Raw genomic sequence first — 18,968 nt, forward strand, 5'->3', positions numbered from 1 at the left:
ACCGCCCTGAAGCGCCTCATTTTGGTGACAGTCAGAATTGGAGCGCTCATCAATGAGAATCGACAAACTCACCACCAAGTTCCAGGAAGCCCTGTCGGACGCGCAGAGTCTCGCGGTCGGTCACGACAACCAGTACATCGAACCCGTGCACCTGCTGGCGGCGCTCGTCGCGCAAGAAGACGGTTCGGCGCGCTCGCTGCTCTCGCGCGCGGGCGTGCATGTGCAGGCGCTGCAGACCGCGCTTAACGACGCGATCACGCGGCTGCCGCAGGTGCAGGGCACCGACGGCAACGTGCAGATCGGCCGCGAACTGCTCGGCCTGCTCAATCAGGCCGACAAGGAAGCGCAGAAACTCAACGACACCTACATCGCGAGCGAGATGTTCCTGCTCGCCGTGGCCGACGACAAGGGCGAGGCGGGCCGCATCGCGCGCCAGCACGGTCTCACGCGCAAGGCGCTCGAAGCCGCGATTGCGGCCGTGCGCGGCGGTGCTCAAGTGCACAGCCAGGATGCCGAGAGCCAGCGTGAAGCCCTGAAGAAGTACACCGTCGACCTGACCGAACGCGCCCGCGCCGGCAAGCTCGATCCCGTGATTGGCCGCGACGACGAGATCCGCCGCTCCATCCAGATCCTGCAGCGCCGCACGAAGAACAATCCGGTGCTGATCGGCGAGCCGGGCGTCGGCAAGACCGCGATCGTGGAAGGGCTCGCCCAGCGCATCGTCAACGGCGAAGTGCCCGAGACGCTCAAGGGCAAGCGCGTGCTCTCGCTCGACATGGCGGCGCTGCTCGCGGGCGCGAAGTACCGCGGCGAGTTCGAAGAGCGCCTGAAGGCCGTGCTCAACGACATCGCGAAAGACGAAGGCCAGACCATCGTCTTCATCGACGAGATCCACACCATGGTAGGCGCGGGCAAAGCCGAAGGCGCGATGGACGCCGGCAACATGCTGAAGCCGGCGCTTTCGCGCGGCGAACTGCACTGCATCGGCGCCACGACGCTCGACGAGTACCGCAAGTACATCGAGAAGGACGCCGCGCTCGAACGCCGCTTCCAGAAGGTGCTCGTCGACGAGCCGACGGTCGAGGCCACGATTGCGATCCTGCGCGGTCTGCAGGAGAAGTACGAGCTGCACCACGGCGTCGAGATTACCGACCCGGCGATCGTCGCGGCCGCGGAGCTTTCGCATCGCTACATCACGGACCGCTTCTTGCCGGACAAGGCGATCGACCTGATCGACGAAGCGGCTTCGAAGATCAAGATGGAAATCGACTCGAAGCCCGAGGAGATGGACCGTCTGGACCGGCGCCTGATCCAGTTGAAGATCGAGCGCGAAGCCGTCAAGAAGGAGAAGGACGAGGCCTCGCAAAAGCGCCTGCAACTGATCGAAGAGGAAATCGAGCGGCTCAACCGCGAATATTCGGACCTCGAAGAAATCTGGACCGCCGAGAAGGCCGCGGTACAGGGCAGCGCGCAACTGAAGGAAGAGATCGAGCGTACGCGCGCCGACATCGCGCGCTTGCAGCGTGAGGGCAAGCTCGAGAAGGTTGCTGAATTGCAGTACGGCAAACTGCCGCAACTCGAGGCGCAACTGAAGCAGGTCACGCAGGCCGAAGCGAAAGAGCAGCAAAACCCGAGCCGCCCGCGTCTGTTGCGCACCCAGGTGGGCGCGGAGGAAATCGCGGAAGTCGTGTCGCGCGCCACGGGCATTCCCGTTTCGCGGATGATGCAGGGCGAGCGCGAAAAGCTGTTGCAGATCGAGGCGAAGCTGCATGAGCGCGTGGTCGGGCAGGACGAGGCGATCACCGCAGTGGCCGATGCCATTCGCCGCTCGCGCGCGGGTCTCGCGGACCCGAACCGGCCGTACGGCTCGTTCCTGTTCCTCGGCCCGACCGGCGTGGGCAAGACGGAGTTGTGCAAGGCGCTGGCTTCGTTCCTGTTCGATTCGGAAGAACATCTCATCCGCATCGACATGAGCGAGTTCATGGAAAAGCACAGCGTCGCACGGCTGATCGGCGCGCCGCCGGGCTATGTGGGCTACGAGGAGGGCGGCTACCTCACGGAAGCGGTGCGCCGCAAACCGTACAGCGTGATCCTGCTCGACGAAATCGAGAAGGCGCATCCGGACGTGTTCAATGTGCTGCTGCAGGTGCTGGACGACGGGCGTATGACCGATGGCCAGGGCCGTACCGTCGACTTCAAGAACACGGTGATCGTGATGACGTCGAACCTCGGCTCGCACCTGATCCAGGCGATGTCGGGCGAACCGCAGGAAGCGGTGAAGGACGCCGTGTGGGGCGAGGTCAAGCAGCATTTCCGGCCCGAGTTCTTGAACCGCATCGACGAAGTCGTGGTGTTCCACGCGCTCGACCGGTCGAACATCCAGTCGATTGCGAAGATCCAGCTGGAGCGGTTGCACGAGCGGCTCGCGAAGCTCGACATGCAACTCGTGGTATCCGAGGAAGCGCTCGATCAGATCGGCAAGGTCGGCTACGACCCGCTGTTCGGCGCGCGGCCGCTCAAGCGCGCGATCCAGCAGGAGATCGAGAATCCGGTCGCGAAGCTCATCCTCGCGGGCAAGTTCGGTCCGAAGGACGTGATTCCGGTCGACGTGGAAAACGGCAAGTTCGTGTTCGAACGGGTCGTCCACTGACGGGGGCTGGAGGGCCGAGCCGGCCATGACTGTCGCCGGCCGGGCAAGAAAAAAGGGCAACGAAGCGATTCGTTGCCCTTTTTCATGTGTGCGTTATCTGCGGCTGAGCGCGGGTCGGCGCGCCGCGGACGCAGACTGCCTTACGCCTTGCCGAACAACGACGCGAGGCCACCCAGCGTGCCAAGCACCGTGTCGGCGTTGAGCTTGCCTTCGGCCGGCACCTCACCTTCGGGCGTCGCCGCGTTGACTACGTGGGGCAGCACTTGCGCGAGCAGGCCGCTGATCTGATCCGGCTGCATGCCGACTTTTTGCGCGAGACCCGATACCGCGTCCGAGCCCAGCACGTTCTGCAACTGGCTGGAGGAGATCGGCTGGTTCTCGCCGTTGCTGATCCACGACTGGATGATGCCGCCTGCGCCGCCCTGTTCAAACTTCTGGACGAGGCCCATCAGGCCGCCGGGCTGGTTGTTGACGTACTCGAGCGCGGCCGCGATGAGCGCCTGTTGCGCACCGCCGCCGCCCGAAGACGACTGGCCGAGGAGGGAACCGAGGGAATCGAGTAGGCTCATGGCAATTTCTCTTGAAAAAAGGCACGACGTCGTCGCGCCGACAGGGGGAAGACGCCGCGCATTCGCGCGGCGCCATGTTGAGGAGTTTTACTGCGAACCGTTGCCCGCTTTCGACGGCGAGCTTCTGTGGCCGGTTTCTGTGACCGGTTTCTGTCGTGCCGCAGGACGTTTGGTAGCGGCGCGCGCCGGGCTCTGGCGCAACGCCGGTCAGGCGCCTGAAGCGGCCGATGCCGCCTTGCTCTTCCTGGCCTTCTTCGTCTTGCCGGCTTTCGTGCCCGAGGCTTCAGCCGGCGCGCTGGCTGAAGCCGTGCCGGGCGCCGCAGCGGGAGCCGAAGCGGCGGATGCCTGTTCGGCAGCCGCAGCCTTCTTGCTCTTCTTCGATTTCGTTGCCTTGGCGCCCGATGCCGCGCCGGCCGCGGCTGCGCTGGCCGTCGGCGTGGGGGTTGCAGCAGCGGCTGCGGCAGTCCTGGCAGGCGCAGTACCGGTCGACGTTGCCGGCTTCGCCGGGACGGTCGACATGGACGGGGCGGCCGGCGTCATGGATGGGGCCGCCTTGTTAGGTGCCGTCGCAGGTGCCGTCGCCGTGGACGGAGCCGCCGGGACGGTCGAGGGGGGCGCGGACGCAGCCGTGGTTGCGGGCGCCGCCGGTGTGGTTGTCTTCGCAGCGGCTTCCGTGTTCTTCTTCGGCATGGCCTTGCCGGTGGGCGGCACCGACGAGCCGTTGATCGTCAGTCCTGCCGCCTCGAGATTGACCACCGACTTCTGGCCGATGCCCTTCACCCGTGCGGCCAGATCGTCGGCGTCCTTGAACGGACCGTTCTTCGTCCGTTCGTCGATGATCGCCTTGGCATGAACGGGGCCGATGCCCTTCACCGATTCGAGGGCGGCTTCGTCGGCGGTGTTGACCTCGACTGCGGCGGCAAGCGCTGCGGACAGCGACAGCCCGAGGGCGAGACACAGCATGAACAGCTTCTTCAGCATGGCAATCACTCCATTGATGGCAAAACGGGAGGCCGGAACGGACGACGCTCTGTGACGAGCCGCTGTGCTTCCAGCATAGGACAATTGGCCAGTCCTATTCGGTGGGAAGGCACGATTTATACCGATCCGCCCCAGCGAAGTAAATGTCGCCTCACATTCTTTAACCTTTTGCGTCAGGCCATTACGATCTCCGCAATGTCGTCGACGTGTTTTCCAGCCGGCGTCACGCGACGCTTGACCTGGAGTGCACTCGAAGTCCTAACCTGAGTTCCGTCATGTCGAAACCGCTGAACATTGGGGAAGTCGCCGCTCAGCTCGGCGTCTCCACGCACACGCTGCGTTACTACGAGCAGGCTGGCCTGTTGCGTCCCGTGGGGCGTACGGCAGCCGGGCATCGTCTGTATTCGCCGGCCGACCTCGACTGGCTGCAGTTCGTGATGCGCCTGAAGGCGACGGGCATGTCCATTGCCGGCATGCAGGCGTTTGCGGCGCTGCGCAGCCAGGGCGACGTCTCGATCGGGGCGCGCCGCGACATGCTGGAAGCGCATCGCGAGGCCGTGCTTGCACGCATCGCGGAACTGCAGACGAGTCTCGAAACGATCACGGCCAAGATCGAGTTTTACGACGAGGCACAGCGGCGTGCCCAGCAAGCCGGAACATCGAAGCGCAATGAGAAGCGCAACGACCAGCGCAATGAGAAGCGGAAAGTCGCATGACGAAGGACCTCGAACGGACGCCAGGCTGGCGCCATGCCGCAGGCGTCCGGGACGAGGACGCCGTCGTCACGACGGCAAGCCAGTCAGGCAACTGACCGCTGACGCAATGACAGGAAAAGGACACACCATGCAATACGCACAGGACGACCGCTACACGCGGGGCTGGAACAAGCTGAAGGAAATCGACGGCGAGGCGGGAGAGCGCGTGATCGAAGCGCTCGCGCCGGTCGCGCCGGACTTCGGGCGGCTATTGATCGAATTCGGCTTCGGCGACATCTACAGCCGGCCGCAGCTCGATCTGAAATCGCGCGAGATCGCGACGATCGCCGCGCTGGCGGCCATCGGGCATGCCCAGCCCCAGCTCAAGGTGCATATCGAGGCGGCGCTGAACGTGGGCTGCACACGCGACGAAATCGTGGAGGTGTTCATGCAGATGGCGCTCTATGCCGGCTTTCCCGCAGCGCTCAACGCGCTTGTCGCCGCACACGAGGTTTTCACGCGACGCGAGCGTGAAGGGAAGACTGCCGCTGAAGCGGCGCAGGCGGCGTGATGGCCCGGCGGTTTGCGTAACCACGCACCGTTATTGCGCGCCGCTCAACCTTCCGCGCGCAAATATCGTCTGCTGACGCCGCGCAGATAAACGAGCAGTCCGGCGCCAGCCATCATCAGGCTCGCCATGTTCGCGAACCAGAAGCCGCGAGCGCCCGTGAGCCACGCGGGCGCTGCGCCGCTCACATTGAAGCCGAGCGCATAGCCGCCGCCCAGGCCCACGCCCCACAGCGCGACGGCGTAGATCACCGTCGGAATCACCACGACCTTGTAGGCGCGCAGCACGAAGGCGGTCGTCACCTGGATGGCGTCGAAGAAGTGATAGCACGTCACGATCAGCACGAGCGGCATGGCCGCGGCCGCGACGGCCGGGTCCGGCGTATATCCGCCGATGATGAACGGCCGCAGCGCGAGCACGAGGGCGCCGTAACACAGCGCGATGGCAGCGGCCATCGCGATGCCGTGGCGCGCAAGCGTGCGGGCGTCCGCGTGGCGCTGACCGCCCAACGCCTGAGCCACGAGCGTGGACGTCGCAATGCCGATGGAAAGCGGCGTCATGTAGAGCACCGCGCCGACGTTGCCTGCGATCTGGTGGCCCGCCAGCGTCGTCGTACCGAAGCGGGCGATGAAAAGCGCCATGAACGTGTACGACGTCACCTCGATCAGGTACGAGAGTCCCATCGGAATGCCGAGCTTGAGCAACTCGGCCTGGCGCCACCACACCGGCCAGCAGAACCGCTTGAAGATGCCGAAGGGCAAAAACACGTCGAGCCGCGTCATCAGCAGCATGCCGACCATGGCCAGCGTCCAGTTAATGAGCGTGCTCGCGAGCGCGCAGCCGGGGCCGCCCAGCGCGGGTACGCCGAGTCCGCCGAAGATGAACCACGTGTTGAGCGGCACCTTCAGGATCAGCGCGCCGACCTGGAGGATCATCACGAGACGCGGCTGGCCCACTGCGTTCGTGAGCGAGCTGTAGACGCGAAACACGAGGCTCGCCGGCAGTCCGAACGAGAGGATCTTGAGGTAGCCCTCGGTGCGCTCGCGCAGCGCGTCGGGGGCGTGGGCGAGATCGAGCAGTGGGCCCGGAAAATACAGAATCGCGAAGCCTGCGATGGTCAGTGCGAGCGCGAGCCATAGCGCCTGGCGCACTTCCTCGCCTATTTCCGCTTCGCGCCGTGCGCCGTAGAGCTGCGCTGCGACGGGCTGCAGCGCGGTCAGAATGCCCGTGAGGCCGATAAAGACCGAAATGTAGATCGACGACCCGAGCCCGAGCGCGGCGAGGTCGGTGGCCGAGTAGCGGCCTACCATCGCCGTGTCGATCACGCCGAACGCGATGATCGCAAGCTGGCCGATCAGCACGGGCCAGGCGAGCGCCGCGATGCGGCGCGCATCGGCGCGCAGGCTGTGCAGCTGGATCGTCGAGCTCATCCTATTTGTGGCGGTTGCGCCAGACGCGGCGCGTGACGGGCGGCTTCGGACGGTCGATGCGGACATAGAGCCGGAAGCGCTCGTCGCGGTCCGCCGCGCGCCGTCCTTCCCAGACGAGCTTCCAGACGAAGTCCGACATCGAGCTCGGCGCGCCGAAGTCCTGCGAGTCCTGACGCAGAATCACGTCGCAGTCTTCGTCGAACGAAAAATGCATGTCGCCGAAATAGGCGAAGGTGGCGATCTGCGCATCGCCCAGACGCGCGGGCGAGATGCAGTTGTAGTCGGCGGGAAGATGGGCGGCGATCTGCTCCGCGACATCCTTGTAGGTCCGGCTGTAGTTGACGACCGGCAGCCACAGCGTCATGAGCAGCACCCACATGAGCGTGGTGCCGCCGCTCGTCAGCACGACGCTGCGCCACAACACCTTGGGATGCCGCGCCACGCGCCATTGCACGAGCACGAACCAGCACAGCGTGACGGCCACGGCACAGACGAACGAAAGAATCTTGAACTCGGGCGTGAAGCCCGGCGCATAGCGCGCGAGGTTGCGCGCGAGCGGCGCCGGAAAGCCCGTCAACGCGGCGATCCAGACGAGCCAGACCATCGTGCCGACGATCGTGAAGCTCAAGACAGCGAACCAGTCGATGGCGTTGATCGCACCGCGCTTGAGCGTGGGCAGCGCGAACGCCGCGAACACCGCGAGCGCCGGCAGCAGCAGCATGTAGAGCCGGTTCGATTGATGGCTCTGCAGCACCACGAGCACGATGAGCGGCGCGATCACGGAGAGCGGGATCGCCACGTGCGGCGCGCGGCGCAGGCCTGCCCAGCTAAACCAGGCCCAGACGGCGAGCGGCCACGCCGGCCACGTGAACAGCGGCAGGTTCTTGGCCGCATAGCGCAGCGCGGAGCCCGGCGGGCCGGCGAACGCGTTGACGCTGCCGCGCACCCACTGGTTCAGGAACCAGACGGCGTCGTCGGGAAAGCGCTGCAGTGCGGCAATGGGCCACGAAAATCCAATCACGAGCGCGACGGGCAGGCCCGCCAGCAGCAACCAGCGCGTGCGCACCTCCGGCGCGATGACGGCCATCGCGAAGGTGCCGATGAGGAGCGCGCCCACCAGCACGGGGTTGCTCGTCACGGCAACGAGGCCCATCGCGACTCCCCACCACAGCGAACCCTGGATGGGCTTGTCGATGGCACGCACGAGGCCGTACACGAGCATCGCCACGCAGACGAACTGGGCGATCTGCGGCGTGGTTTCGTGGCCGCGTTCGGCAAGACCGAAACAGCCCAGCAGGATCAACAGTGCGCCGTCGGCCAGCGTGCGGCCGTAGTCGCGCGGTTCGGGTTCGCCGCCGAACGCGTACTTGAACGGCTGAACCTCGGCGCGACGGCCAAGCAGATACGCGGCGTACCAGACGAACGCACAGGCCGCGCAGAAAAGCAGGCCGGTGAAGACGCGCGAGGCGTTGCTCGCATCGACCCAGGGCGCGAGCGCGCGGATGGCCGCGGCGCCCAGCCAGTAGCCCACGGGGCCTTCCGAGGTGATGTACTTGCCGACGAGGTTGGGCAGCAGCCAGTCGTGCGTGGTGCCGTTCGCCATCGTCCACATCACGCCGAAGCCCGCCGCGTCCTCGTTCTTCCACGGATCGCGGCCGAAGAGCCCGAACGACGCATAGACGATGCAGATGGTGAGCAGCAGCCAGCGCGGCAGGGCGCTTGTGGCGGAGGCGGTGAGACGGACGACAGGCTTCATGCAGTGTGCGGTGATTGGATGGACGCTCGGGCCGATGGCGAGCGAGCCGGCCCGCCAGGAAGAGACGAATACGCCAAAGAAGGCGGACCGGACTGCCAGGACGGGCTCGATGAAGGCAGGCCTGCGAGCCGGCCGGGCTGGAGCATCCGGCATTGTAGTCGGGGCTGCCGGGGCGCGTCACGGTGGTGCGGGTCGTGCGGACGGTGCGCCAGGCCGTCGGTCAACAGACGGTAAGGCAACCGGTAAGACAGGGATGACAACCGCGGTGAAACAAAATCGCCCGGCGACAAAAAAGGGCAGCGTGCGCTGCCCTTTTGCGGTTCGGACCCGGCGGTAAGAGCCGGCATCGCAGGCGATCCTGCTTCGCTTACTTCGCGACCTTGCCCGTGGCGCGCGAACCGAACTTCTTGTTGAACTTCTCGACGCGGCCGGCCGTGTCCATGATCTTTTGCTGGCCCGTGTAGAACGGGTGCGATTCCGACGACACTTCGATCTTCGCGAGCGGGTAGGTCTTGCCGTTGAACTCGGCGGTTTCGCGCGTCTGGATGGTGGAGCGCGTCACGAAACGGAAGTCGTTCGACACGTCGATGAACAGGACTTCGCGGTAATCCGGATGAATGCCTTTCTTCATGGTCTTTCCTTTAGTCTGGCGGTAGCCAACCCGCGTGCCGCGACGAGGCGCCGTGCTTTCCGGCATTCCCGAGCGCTGGCAGTTCGGCGCGAGCCACTTGCCTAAGGTCGAAAAGCGGCGATTATGCCAGAAAATCAGACGGTTGGCGACTTTTTTGGCGGTCGGTCACGCTTCGCTGAGGCACTCCGACGGCTCACCGCGCCTCCAGCGCGCCGACCTTCGCCGGGTCCTGGCGGTAATAGCGCGCGAGCAGCCGGTAAAGCTCGGGATATTCGACCTCGAACGCCTTCGGTTTGACGAAGAGGGCCTCGCTGCAGACGGCGAAAAACTCCGACGGGTGGTCCGACGCGTAAGGGTCAATCAGCGAATCGCGCTCGAAGCGCGCCCAGCGGCGCTCCGGCACCGCGTCCACCTTCGCGCAGAACTGGTCGTAGGCGTGGTCGAAGACATCGGACCACGCTTTGGTATCGAGCGGCGCGTGCCAGCGCCTGAAGAGCGGCGGATGGCCGTCGGCCTCGCCTGTCAGCATGTCGATCTTGTGCGCGAACTCGTGGATCACGACGTTGTAGGCGTCGGCGCCGTCCGTCATCTGGGCGTCTTCCCAGGAAAGAATCACGGGACCGCCTTCCCAGGCCTCGCCGCTGGCGTCGTGCTCGACCTCGTGGACGATGCCGGCTTCGTCCTCCACCGTCTTGCGGATCACGAACTCGCCCGGATACACGATCACGCCGACCCAGCCGCGATACAGGTCGAGGCTCAGGTTCAGCACCGGCAGCGATGCCTGGGCCGCGATGGCGACCGTCATCTCGTCGGTGAGTGCGAGGTCGTGCGCCGTGGAGAACTCCTTCTGGGCGAGGAACAGGCTCGTCAGTTCGCGCAGCCGCTCGAGGTCCGTCGCGTCGAGATGCGAGAGAAACGGCAAGCCGTCGAGCGTCTTGCGCCACAGCGCGTCGGAAATCGCATGCGTGCGCAGCGCGCGGTCGCGGCGGCGCGTATCCAGCCATTGCGTGAGTTTCGAAAGCATCGGGGTGGGCTTGTCCGGTCGGTGCTGTAACGGTTGCGTTAGTCGATCTGCTGTTGCCACGCCGCGAAGAGCGCGCTGCACACGGCCACGCCGATCAGGAAGTAGAAGCCGTCGAGCGAGGTCAGGAAGCTCGCCTGCCGCGCGACAAGCCGGCTCATCTCCGCCGTGGCGAGTGCGTGCGCTTCGCCCGTGGTGCGGCCGGCCGCTTCGAAGCCCTGGGTCAGCGCGGCGAGCGCGTCGCCAAACAGCGGGTTGAACGGGGTGGCGACTTCCACGAGCCGGGTGCGATGCAGCGCGTCGCGATGCCGCTCGACCACGATGACCGACGTGGTGGCGAATGAAATCGTCAGTTGCCTCACGATGTTCTTCAGCCGGTAGCCGTGCGTGAACTCGTCGATCGCGAATATTCTAAACGTGAGATTGGCGACCGGCAGCACGATGAAGAGCAGCAGCAGGCCACGCAGCAGCAACGGCACGACAAGTGTCGCTTCGCTTGCGTCGGGCGTCATGCGGGTCATCGAAAACGCGGCGAGTGCGGCGACGGCGAAGCCCGAGACGATCAGCCATTTCTTGCGCGGCAGCAGCTTCGCGTAGCGCAGATACACGAACAATGTACTGGCGGAAATCAGCGACGTTACGCCGACGAGCCGGCCCGCGTCCTCGACGGGGTAGCCGAGGACGCTTTCGAGAAAGCGTGAGATCAGACAACTGAAGCCGGTCGACTCGTGGTAGTAGAGAACGTAAAGCGCGAGTCCCATCTGAAAGGTCTTTTCGCGCAACGCATGCAGACGCATGCGCGTCGTCGGATGGTGCCACTGATGCCGGGCAAACCGGCCGAGGGCCCCGATGCCGGCCACGCTGAGCGCGATGAGCGCGGGCGCCATTGCTGCCATCGTACGGTCGGCACACATACAAACGCCCGCGCAAGGCGGGCGTTCAAAACATGCGATTTGTGCGATACGCGGTGATTAGCCGCCGCGTCGCATCATCTCGAAGAATTCGGAATTGCTCTTCGTCTGGCGGATCTTGTCGAGCAGGAATTCCATCGCCTCGACTTCGTCCATGTCGTGGATGAACTTGCGCAGCACCCAGATCTTCTGAAGGATGTCCGGCTTGATCAGCAGCTCTTCGCGGCGCGTACCGGACTTGTTGAGGTTGATGGACGGATAGACGCGCTTTTCCGCCAGGCGCCGCTCGAGGTGCACTTCCATGTTGCCGGTGCCCTTGAACTCTTCGTAGATCACGTCGTCCATGCGGCTGCCGGTTTCGATGAGCGCGGTGCCGATGATGGTGAGCGAGCCACCTTCCTCGATGTTGCGCGCCGCGCCGAAGAAGCGCTTCGGACGCTGCAGCGCATTGGCGTCGACACCACCCGTGAGCACCTTGCCCGACGCCGGCACCACGGTGTTGTAAGCGCGCGCAAGGCGCGTGATGGAGTCGAGCAGAATCACCACGTCATGCTTCATCTCGACGAGGCGCTTGGCCTTCTCGATCACCATTTCGGCGACCTGCACGTGGCGCGCGGCCGGTTCGTCGAACGTGGAGGCGATCACTTCACCCGCCACCGAACGCTGCATTTCCGTCACTTCCTCGGGGCGTTCGTCGATCAGCAGCACGAACAGCACGACGTCCGGATGGTTCTGCTTGATGGCGTGCGCGATGTGCTGAAGCATCACCGTCTTGCCCGACTTCGGCGAGGCGACCAGCAGGCCGCGTTGCCCCTTGCCGATGGGCGCGATCATGTCGATGATGCGGCCCGTCACGTTCTCCTCGCCGCGCATTTCGCGTTCGAGCAGCAGCACCTTGTTCGGGTGCAGCGGCGTGAGGTTCTCGAACATGATCTTGTGCTTCGAGGCCTCGGGCGGCTGGCCGTTGACCTTGTCCACCTTCACGAGCGCAAAGTAACGTTCGCCGTCTTTTGGCGTACGCACTTCGCCTTCGATGGTGTCCCCGGTATGCAGGTTGAAGCGGCGGATTTGCGACGGGCTGATATAGATGTCGTCCGTGCTCGCGAGATACGAGGTTTCCGGCGAACGCAGGAAGCCGAAGCCGTCAGGCAGCACCTCGAGCGTGCCGTCGCCGAAAATCGTTTCACCCGTTTTGGCGCGCTTCTTGAGAATCGCGAACATGAGTTCCTGCTTGCGCAGGCGGTTCGCCGCTTCGATCTCGAGGCCATTGGCCATCTCGATCAGTTCGGACACGTGCAGGGACTTGAGCTCGGATAAATGCATACGGAGAACCCGTCGGGGAGGAATGCGACGAAATGAAATATGGGAGGAGGGTGAGCGGAACCGCTCAAGGACTTAGGCGCCTGTCCGACGCCTTATTGATTCTAGCATAGCACACGCGAAAATCTGCCTGCGCGGCAGACGGGCATGTTGTCATTGCGCGTGTTGCCGGCTGACAACAACGCGCAATGACTCGCGCAACGCGCGTATCAGGCGCTTAGAGATGGCTGTCGAGGAAGGCGGTGAGCTGTGACTTCGACAGCGCGCCCACCTTCTGTGCCGCAACGGCACCATTCTTGAAGAGGATCAACGTGGGAATGCCGCGCACGCCGAACTTGACCGGCGTCGATTGATGTTCGTCGACGTTGATCTTCGCGATCTGCAGGCGGTCGCCGTAATCTTTCGCGACCTCGTCGAGAATCGGCGCAATCATCTTGCAGGGACCACACCACTCGGCCCAGAAGTCGAGCAGCACCGGCTTGTCGGACTTGACGACGTCCTGCTCGAACGATGCGTCGGTAATGTGCTTGATTTGTTCGCTCATTGTGTGAATACCTCTTTCGGATCGAGGCTTGCCAAAAGTGTTCGCCACGATACACCAAAACTGAAAAAACGTCCGTTCGCACCGCTGCTGCGATCAGGCCGAAAGCGTCTGCGATATTCAAAAGACACCGACGTCGGATTCGCGAGAAAACCTTGAATTGCAGCGGCTTTGCCGGTATTTGCAGCGCCAGTGTAGCCTAAATTGCTATGTGCTGCCGGTGGTGATAGTACTCATGCCGGCGGCAGGGTTACCGATGATTCGATCTCGCTACGAGGCCTATCTGGTGGCACCGGGAGCGGATACAAGAGCCCGCGAGCGAGCCCCATGAAACGTGTTTCGACGCAAGAGCAGTCGCGTTGCACGGCGAGCGATGCTAGAATGCAACGTGACGGGCCTCCTCGCATGGAGGGGCGGTCAACCTGGTCAGGTCGGGAACGAAGCAGCCACAGCCGTTTTCCACCAGTGCCGAGGGTCAGGCTCGTCACCTTCCTCTTCTGTCCTTCCTTTGTTTTGCGCGGTTTTGGTTCGCGCCTTCCTACGCCTTTTCGCGGCACTTCTCGCGTTTCCTCGTTGCCGTTTTTCGCTTCTCTCCTGCAATTGCCTTCGTGCGATTTCACGGCGTTGCTTTGCCCGCTCTGCGTTTCGTTTCGCGCGGTTCTCGCAAGCCACGGCGTTCGCCCTGTATCATCCGCGGCAGCCGCGTCTGCGCGCGCTCCGACAGGCCGGCGTCACATCGCGCCGCCGGGCGCGGACAGGTCTTTGCGCACCTGGGTTGCTGATACAATTTCCGGATGACCTATCAAGTTCTCGCACGCAAGTGGCGGCCGAAGGATTTCGCTTCGCTCGTCGGACAGGAGCACGTGGTGCGCGCGCTCACGCACGCGCTCGACGGCGGACGGCTGCATCACGCTTATCTGTTTACCGGAACGCGTGGTGTGGGCAAGACCACGCTCTCGCGGATTTTCGCGAAGGCGCTCAATTGCGAAACCGGCGTGACCGCGACGCCGTGCGGCGTGTGCCGCGCGTGCCGGGAAATTGACGAAGGGCGCTTCGTCGATTACGTGGAAATGGACGCGGCGAGTAATCGCGGCGTGGACGAAATGGCGGCGCTGCTCGAGCGCGCCGTCTATGCGCCGGTGGATGCGCGCTTCAAGGTCTACATGATCGACGAAGTGCACATGCTCACGAACCACGCCTTCAACGCGATGTTGAAGACGCTTGAAGAGCCGCCGCCGCACGTCAAGTTCATCCTCGCCACGACCGACCCGCAGAAGATTCCCGTGACAGTGCTTTCGCGCTGTCTGCAGTTCAACCTCAAACAGATGCCGGCCGGCCATATCGTGTCGCATCTGGAGCGCATTCTCGGCGAGGAGCAGGTGGCGTTTGAACCGCAGGCGCTGCGTTTGCTCGCGCGCGCCGCGGACGGCTCGATGCGCGATGCGCTTTCGCTGACTGATCAGGCCATCGCGTATTCGGCGAACCAGGTGACCGAAGAAGCCGTGCGCGGGATGCTCGGCGCGCTCGACCAGAGCTATCTCATTCGCCTCATCGATGCGCTGATCGCAGGCGACGGCGCTGCCGTGCTCGCGATCGCTGACGAAATGTCCACGCGCAGCCTCTCGTTCTCCACCGCGCTGCAGGATCTCGCCGGCCTGTTGCATCGCGTGGCCTGGGCGCAGTTCGCGCCGTCGTCGGTGCTCGACGAATGGCCCGAAGCCGCGGACCTGCGCCGCTTCGCTGACGCGCTGACTCCCGAGGCCGTGCAGCTCTTCTACCAGATCGCGACGATCGGCCGAAGCGAACTGGGGCTCGCGCCCGACGAATACGCCGGTTTCACCATGACGCTGCTGCGCATGCTGGCCTTCGAGCCCGCTGCGAACGGAGCAGCGGGTGGTGCAGGCGGTGGCGGCAGTGGCGGTGCGCGCGCGGCGAAACCCGCATCGGGCGGCGCAAATGGCTCGCGTTCGACTACCCCCGCCATGGCGACGGCCGCGCAAGCCGCGGCGCCGCTCTCCACGCAACCATCGTCGGCACCCGCGCCTTTGTCCGAGGACACGTCTTCCGTAACCGCAACGCCCGCAACCGCCGACGTTGCGCCGCCAGCGACGCCTTCGCCTGCCCAGTCGCCGGCCGTTGTTCCGCCTTGGGAAACCGGGGCGGACGTAACGACAAAAAGCGCGGCCCATGGGGACGCGCAAGAAACTCAGGCGGCAAGTAACGACACACCTGTCGATGCTGCACCTCCTGTGCCCGAGGCCATGTCGGATAGCGCGTCGGACGGTGCGCCGACTCTCGACGCGCCGGCTGCATCGACAGATCGCTCAGCGCAACCGCCCGCGGCAGCCGCATCGGCAGCGGCAACGGCAGCAGCAACGGCAGCGGCAACGGCAGCAGCCGATACGGCATCCACTGCGCCGCGCCGCGGCGGTGCGAGTGCGGCGCTCGACGTGCTGCGCAACGCCGGCATGAAGGTATCGTCGGATCGCAGCCGTTCCGCTGCTGCATCGGCTGGGCCGGCTGCAACGGCCACGTCAAAGTCCGCTGCACAGTTTTCCGGCCAACCGGCCCCGGAACGCAAGACCGTTGCGCCTCGCGTGAACGTCCCGGTTTCCGCGCCGGCTGCACCGCGGCGCGCTGAAGAGGCGTCGTCGCCAGGCGGCCGTCCGCAGGCCCGCCAGGCAGCCGATGCCGCTACGTCGATGCCACCTTGGGACGACATTCCGCCGGACGACTACCTGCCCGCCGGGGCCGAGGACGCGTACTTCGCGTCCCCCGGCGACCACGACGACCACGACGACCGGTTTATGCCCGTATTCGACAGCGAGCCGGGTTTCCCGCCGTCCGCCGATGCAAGGCCGGCTTCTGCCGGGCCGGCCCCCACGCCGGTGATCGACGTGAGCCAGTTGCCGCCCGGCATCGCACTCGACGCCATCGGTTTTGCCGGCGATTGGCCCGCGCTCGCCGTCGGCCTCGCGCTCAAAGGCATCTCGTATCAGTTGGCGTTCAACAGCGAATTGACAGCGCTCGACGGCACCACGCTCAAGCTCAGTGTGCCGGTGCCGCAATACGCCGAGGCCACGCAGGTCGCGAAATTGAAGTCGGCGCTCGCCGAGCGGCTCGGCAAACCCGTCGAGGTGCAGGTCGAGGTGGGGCCCGCCCGGCGCACAGCGGCTGCGCTCGATGCCGCCGCGCGCGCGCAGCGCCAGCGCGACGCCGAGCGCGAGATCGGCGCCGCGCCATTCGTGCAGCAATTGATCCGCGAGTTCGGCGCGAGCATCGTGCAGGGCTCTATCCGGCCCGTCGTGCCGGACGCAGGCACGAGCGCCGGCGGCGCGCCAGCCGGCCGCTAACCCGCATACGCCTCGTCGCGCGCGAGGCGTTCCGTTTTCGAATCCACAGAATCCACAAGGAGCAGTGACCATGATGAAAGGCCAACTCGCCGGGCTCATGAAGCAGGCCCAGCAGATGCAGGAAAACATGAAGAAGATGCAGGAGCAGCTCGCACAGATCGAGGTGGAAGGGCAGTCCGGCGCGGGTCTCGTGAAGGTGACTATGACTTGCCGCAACGACGTGCGCCGCGTCTCGATCGACCCGAGCCTGCTCGCCGACGACAAGGACATGCTGGAAGACCTCGTCGCCGCCGCCTTCAACGACGCCGTGCGCAAGGCCGAAGCCACCACGCAGGAAAAGATGGGCGGCATGACGTCCGGTCTGCCGCTGCCGCCGGGTTTCAAGTTGCCGTTCTGAGGCGCAGGCCAAGCGGAACCGATTTCGCATGAAGCAACCATCCGCCCTCGCAGCGCTCGTCGAAGCGCTGCGTGCGCTGCCCGGCGTTGGGCCGAAGTCCGCGCAGCGCATGGCGTACCACCTGATGCAGCACGACCTCGAAGGCGCGCAGAAGCTCGGCCGCGCGCTGCTGTTCGCAACGGAGCATCTGCAGCACTGCGAGAAGTGCAATACCTTCACCGAGGCGCGCATCTGCGAAGTCTGCAGCGACACCGAGCGCGACCCGACGCTGTTGTGCGTCGTCGAGACGCCGGCCGACCAGATCATGCTCGAACAGACCCTGACCTATCGCGGCCTGTATTTCGTGCTGATGGGGCGGCTCAGTCCGCTCGACGGCATCGGTCCGAAGGAAATCCATTTCGACCGGCTCGTGAAGCGCGCGTCGGACGGCATCGTCAAGGAAGTGGTGCTCGCCACCAACTTCACGAACGAAGGCGAGGCAACCGCACACTACCTCGGCCAGACGCTCAAGGCACGCGGCCTTACGGTGACGCGACTCGCGCGCGGCGTGCCCGTGGGCGGCGAACTCGAGTACGTGGACGCCGGCACGATCGCGCGCGCGATGCTCGACAGACGCTCGCTTTAGCGGCGCCGCGGGATGGCGCGAGGTCGCCACGCGGCGCCAGGTCCGACCAGCGCGGGCGGCAACGAACGTCGCGAGAAAACGCAGCCGGAAATGGGCGTCCGCAGCGAGCGTTTGCAATCGTCACGAGAACTTCGCGCCGGACATCACCGAGAGACACGAGACAGATGAGCGCAGCTTCCCCCCAATCTCCGCACCATCCTGCCGCACAGGACGACGGCGCCGCACAGCAAGCCACGCCAGCCACCGACAAGCCGCGCGGTCCGCTTGCCGGCGTCAAGGTGCTCGAACTCGGCACGTTGATCGCGGGTCCCTTCGCGGCGCGGCTGCTCGGTGAGTTCGGCGCGGACGTCGTGAAGATCGAAGATCCGAAGGGCGGCGACCCGCTGCGCAAGTGGCGCAAGCTTTATCCCGAGGTGGGCGGCACCTCGCTGTGGTGGGCGGTGCAGGCGCGCAACAAGAAGTCGGTGACGGTGAATCTCAAGGCCGAAGAGGGCAAGGAGATCGTGCGTCGTCTCGCGCGCGAAGCCGACATCGTGGTCGAAAACTTCCGGCCAGGGCTGCTCGAAAAGCTGGGCCTCGGTTACGACGTGCTCTCCGAAGGCAATCCCGGTCTCGTGATGGTGCGTCTTTCCGGTTACGGGCAGAGCGGCCCGTATCGCGACCGGCCGGGATTCGGCGCGATCGCCGAATCGATGGGCGGGCTGCGTCACATCACGGGCTATCCCGATCTGCCGCCGCCGCGCATCGGCATCTCCATCGGCGATTCGATCGCGGCGCTGCACGGCGTGATCGGCGCACTGATGGCGCTGCATCATCGTCAGGTCAACGGCGGCAAGGGGCAGGTGGTCGACGTTGCACTCTACGAAGCCGTCTTCAACATGATGGAAAGCGTGGTGCCCGAATACGGGCTTTACGGCATGGTGCGCGAACGCACCGGCGCATCCCTGCCGGGCATCGTGCCGTCCAACACGTATCCGTGCCGTGACGGCAGCATCGTGATCGGCGGCAACAGCGATCCGATCTTTCGCCGCCTCATGCTCGCCATCGGCCGCGACGACCTGGCCAACGACCCGGCGCTCGCGCACAACGACGGCCGCGTGCCGCGCACGGTGGAAATCGACGGCGCGATCGCGGCGTGGCTCGCGAGCCGCACCATCGACGAGGCGCTCGCGGTGCTCAACGCGGCCGACGTGCCGGCGGGCCGCATCTACAGCGTCGCCGACATGTTCACGGACCCGCAGTACATCGCGCGCCAGATGATCCAGCGCTTCAAGTGGCAGGATGGTGTGGAGGTGGCGCTGCCCGCGGTGACACCCAGATTCTCCGAGACGCCGGGCGAGACGCGCTGGCTCGGCCCGCAGCTCGGCGAACATACGGACGAAGTGCTGGGCGCACTGGGTTACGACGCTCACAGCATCGCGCAGCTGCGAGAGCGGCAGATCATCTAATGCACGAAGGCGGGTGCGGGGCAGAATCCAGACGCAACCCGTCGCGCGCGCACCAAAGAAAAGCACCCGGCG

Annotated in this window: 15 protein-coding genes, 1 other RNA gene and 1 pseudogene; 8 read left to right on the forward strand and 9 right to left on the reverse strand. The window is 65.1% G+C overall.

Annotated features, from left to right (window positions below):
• Positions 1-52 precede the first annotated feature (52 nt).
• Positions 53-2,650, forward strand: coding sequence for an ATP-dependent chaperone ClpB (gene clpB, locus PXJ20_RS16545; RefSeq protein ID WP_017776763.1), 2,598 nt, complete (start codon positions 53-55; stop codon positions 2,648-2,650).
• 140 nt (positions 2,651-2,790) lie between these two features.
• Here clpB and PXJ20_RS16550 read toward each other — a convergent pair whose 3' ends face one another.
• Both PXJ20_RS16550 and PXJ20_RS16555 read right to left on the reverse strand, forming a co-directional pair.
• On the reverse strand, positions 2,791-3,219 hold the full coding sequence (locus PXJ20_RS16550) for a YidB family protein (RefSeq protein WP_042299070.1): 429 nt from the start codon (positions 3,217-3,219) through the stop codon (positions 2,791-2,793).
• Between the two features lie 207 nt (positions 3,220-3,426).
• Complete coding sequence (locus tag PXJ20_RS16555) at positions 3,427-4,200, reverse strand: ComEA family DNA-binding protein (RefSeq protein ID WP_421029334.1); 774 nt, start codon at positions 4,198-4,200, stop codon at positions 3,427-3,429.
• Positions 4,201-4,475: 275 nt separating this feature from the next.
• Here PXJ20_RS16555 and PXJ20_RS16560 point away from each other — a divergent pair, with 275 nt between their 5' ends.
• Together PXJ20_RS16560 and PXJ20_RS16565 are read left to right on the forward strand one after the other, a co-directional pair.
• Positions 4,476-4,916 (forward strand): MerR family transcriptional regulator, encoded by a 441-nt coding sequence (locus tag PXJ20_RS16560; RefSeq protein WP_413211904.1) that lies wholly within the window; start codon positions 4,476-4,478, stop codon positions 4,914-4,916.
• A 127-nt stretch (positions 4,917-5,043) separates the two neighbouring features.
• Positions 5,044-5,466, forward strand: a complete 423-nt coding sequence (locus PXJ20_RS16565) for a carboxymuconolactone decarboxylase family protein (RefSeq protein ID WP_421029333.1) — start codon at positions 5,044-5,046, stop codon at positions 5,464-5,466.
• Positions 5,467-5,510: 44 nt separating this feature from the next.
• On the opposite strand, the gene PXJ20_RS16570 is transcribed toward PXJ20_RS16565, so the two are convergent.
• The 7 genes and pseudogenes from PXJ20_RS16570 to trxA form a co-directional block, all read right to left on the reverse strand.
• The gene (locus PXJ20_RS16570; protein WP_421030916.1) at positions 5,511-6,866 is read right to left on the reverse strand and encodes an MATE family efflux transporter; all 1,356 of its coding nucleotides are present in this window, start codon (positions 6,864-6,866) and stop codon (positions 5,511-5,513) included.
• A 28-nt stretch (positions 6,867-6,894) separates the two neighbouring features.
• Complete coding sequence (locus PXJ20_RS16575; RefSeq protein WP_277596247.1) at positions 6,895-8,649, reverse strand: ArnT family glycosyltransferase; 1,755 nt, start codon at positions 8,647-8,649, stop codon at positions 6,895-6,897.
• A gap of 367 nt (positions 8,650-9,016) precedes the next feature.
• Positions 9,017-9,280, reverse strand: a complete 264-nt coding sequence (locus PXJ20_RS16580) for a type B 50S ribosomal protein L31 (RefSeq protein ID WP_017773745.1) — start codon at positions 9,278-9,280, stop codon at positions 9,017-9,019.
• 193 nt (positions 9,281-9,473) lie between these two features.
• Positions 9,474-10,304, reverse strand: coding sequence for a M90 family metallopeptidase (locus PXJ20_RS16585; protein ID WP_421029332.1), 831 nt, complete (start codon positions 10,302-10,304; stop codon positions 9,474-9,476).
• Positions 10,305-10,342: 38 nt separating this feature from the next.
• A pseudogene (locus PXJ20_RS16590) lies at positions 10,343-11,191 on the reverse strand (MFS transporter); the annotation flags it as partial.
• Positions 11,192-11,272: 81 nt separating this feature from the next.
• A complete protein-coding gene (rho, locus tag PXJ20_RS16595; protein ID WP_017773748.1) occupies positions 11,273-12,535 on the reverse strand; it encodes a transcription termination factor Rho in 1,263 nt (420 codons plus the stop codon).
• Positions 12,536-12,749: 214 nt separating this feature from the next.
• Positions 12,750-13,076 carry a thioredoxin TrxA gene (gene trxA, locus PXJ20_RS16600; protein ID WP_017773749.1) on the reverse strand — a complete coding sequence of 109 codons (327 nt, stop codon included), beginning with the start codon at positions 13,074-13,076 and terminating at the stop codon, positions 12,750-12,752.
• A 387-nt stretch (positions 13,077-13,463) separates the two neighbouring features.
• Between trxA and ffs the strand changes: the two genes are divergently transcribed.
• From ffs to PXJ20_RS16625, 5 genes are all read left to right on the forward strand, one after another.
• Positions 13,464-13,562, forward strand: an RNA gene (ffs, locus tag PXJ20_RS16605) — signal recognition particle sRNA small type.
• Positions 13,563-13,867: 305 nt separating this feature from the next.
• Positions 13,868-16,426, forward strand: coding sequence for a DNA polymerase III subunit gamma/tau (locus PXJ20_RS16610; protein ID WP_421029331.1), 2,559 nt, complete (start codon positions 13,868-13,870; stop codon positions 16,424-16,426).
• A 70-nt stretch (positions 16,427-16,496) separates the two neighbouring features.
• Positions 16,497-16,823, forward strand: coding sequence for a YbaB/EbfC family nucleoid-associated protein (locus PXJ20_RS16615; RefSeq protein ID WP_017773751.1), 327 nt, complete (start codon positions 16,497-16,499; stop codon positions 16,821-16,823).
• A 28-nt stretch (positions 16,824-16,851) separates the two neighbouring features.
• The gene (gene recR, locus PXJ20_RS16620; RefSeq protein ID WP_126877354.1) at positions 16,852-17,448 is read left to right on the forward strand and encodes a recombination mediator RecR; all 597 of its coding nucleotides are present in this window, start codon (positions 16,852-16,854) and stop codon (positions 17,446-17,448) included.
• A 164-nt stretch (positions 17,449-17,612) separates the two neighbouring features.
• Positions 17,613-18,896: a CaiB/BaiF CoA transferase family protein gene (locus PXJ20_RS16625; protein ID WP_126877353.1), complete on the forward strand. Its 1,284-nt coding sequence runs from the start codon at positions 17,613-17,615 to the stop codon at positions 18,894-18,896.
• The last annotated feature ends 72 nt before the right edge of the window (positions 18,897-18,968 follow it).

The organism is Paraburkholderia sp. A1RI_3L (assembly GCF_048957895.1).
Taxonomy (GTDB): Bacteria; Pseudomonadota; Gammaproteobacteria; order Burkholderiales; family Burkholderiaceae; genus Paraburkholderia; species Paraburkholderia kururiensis.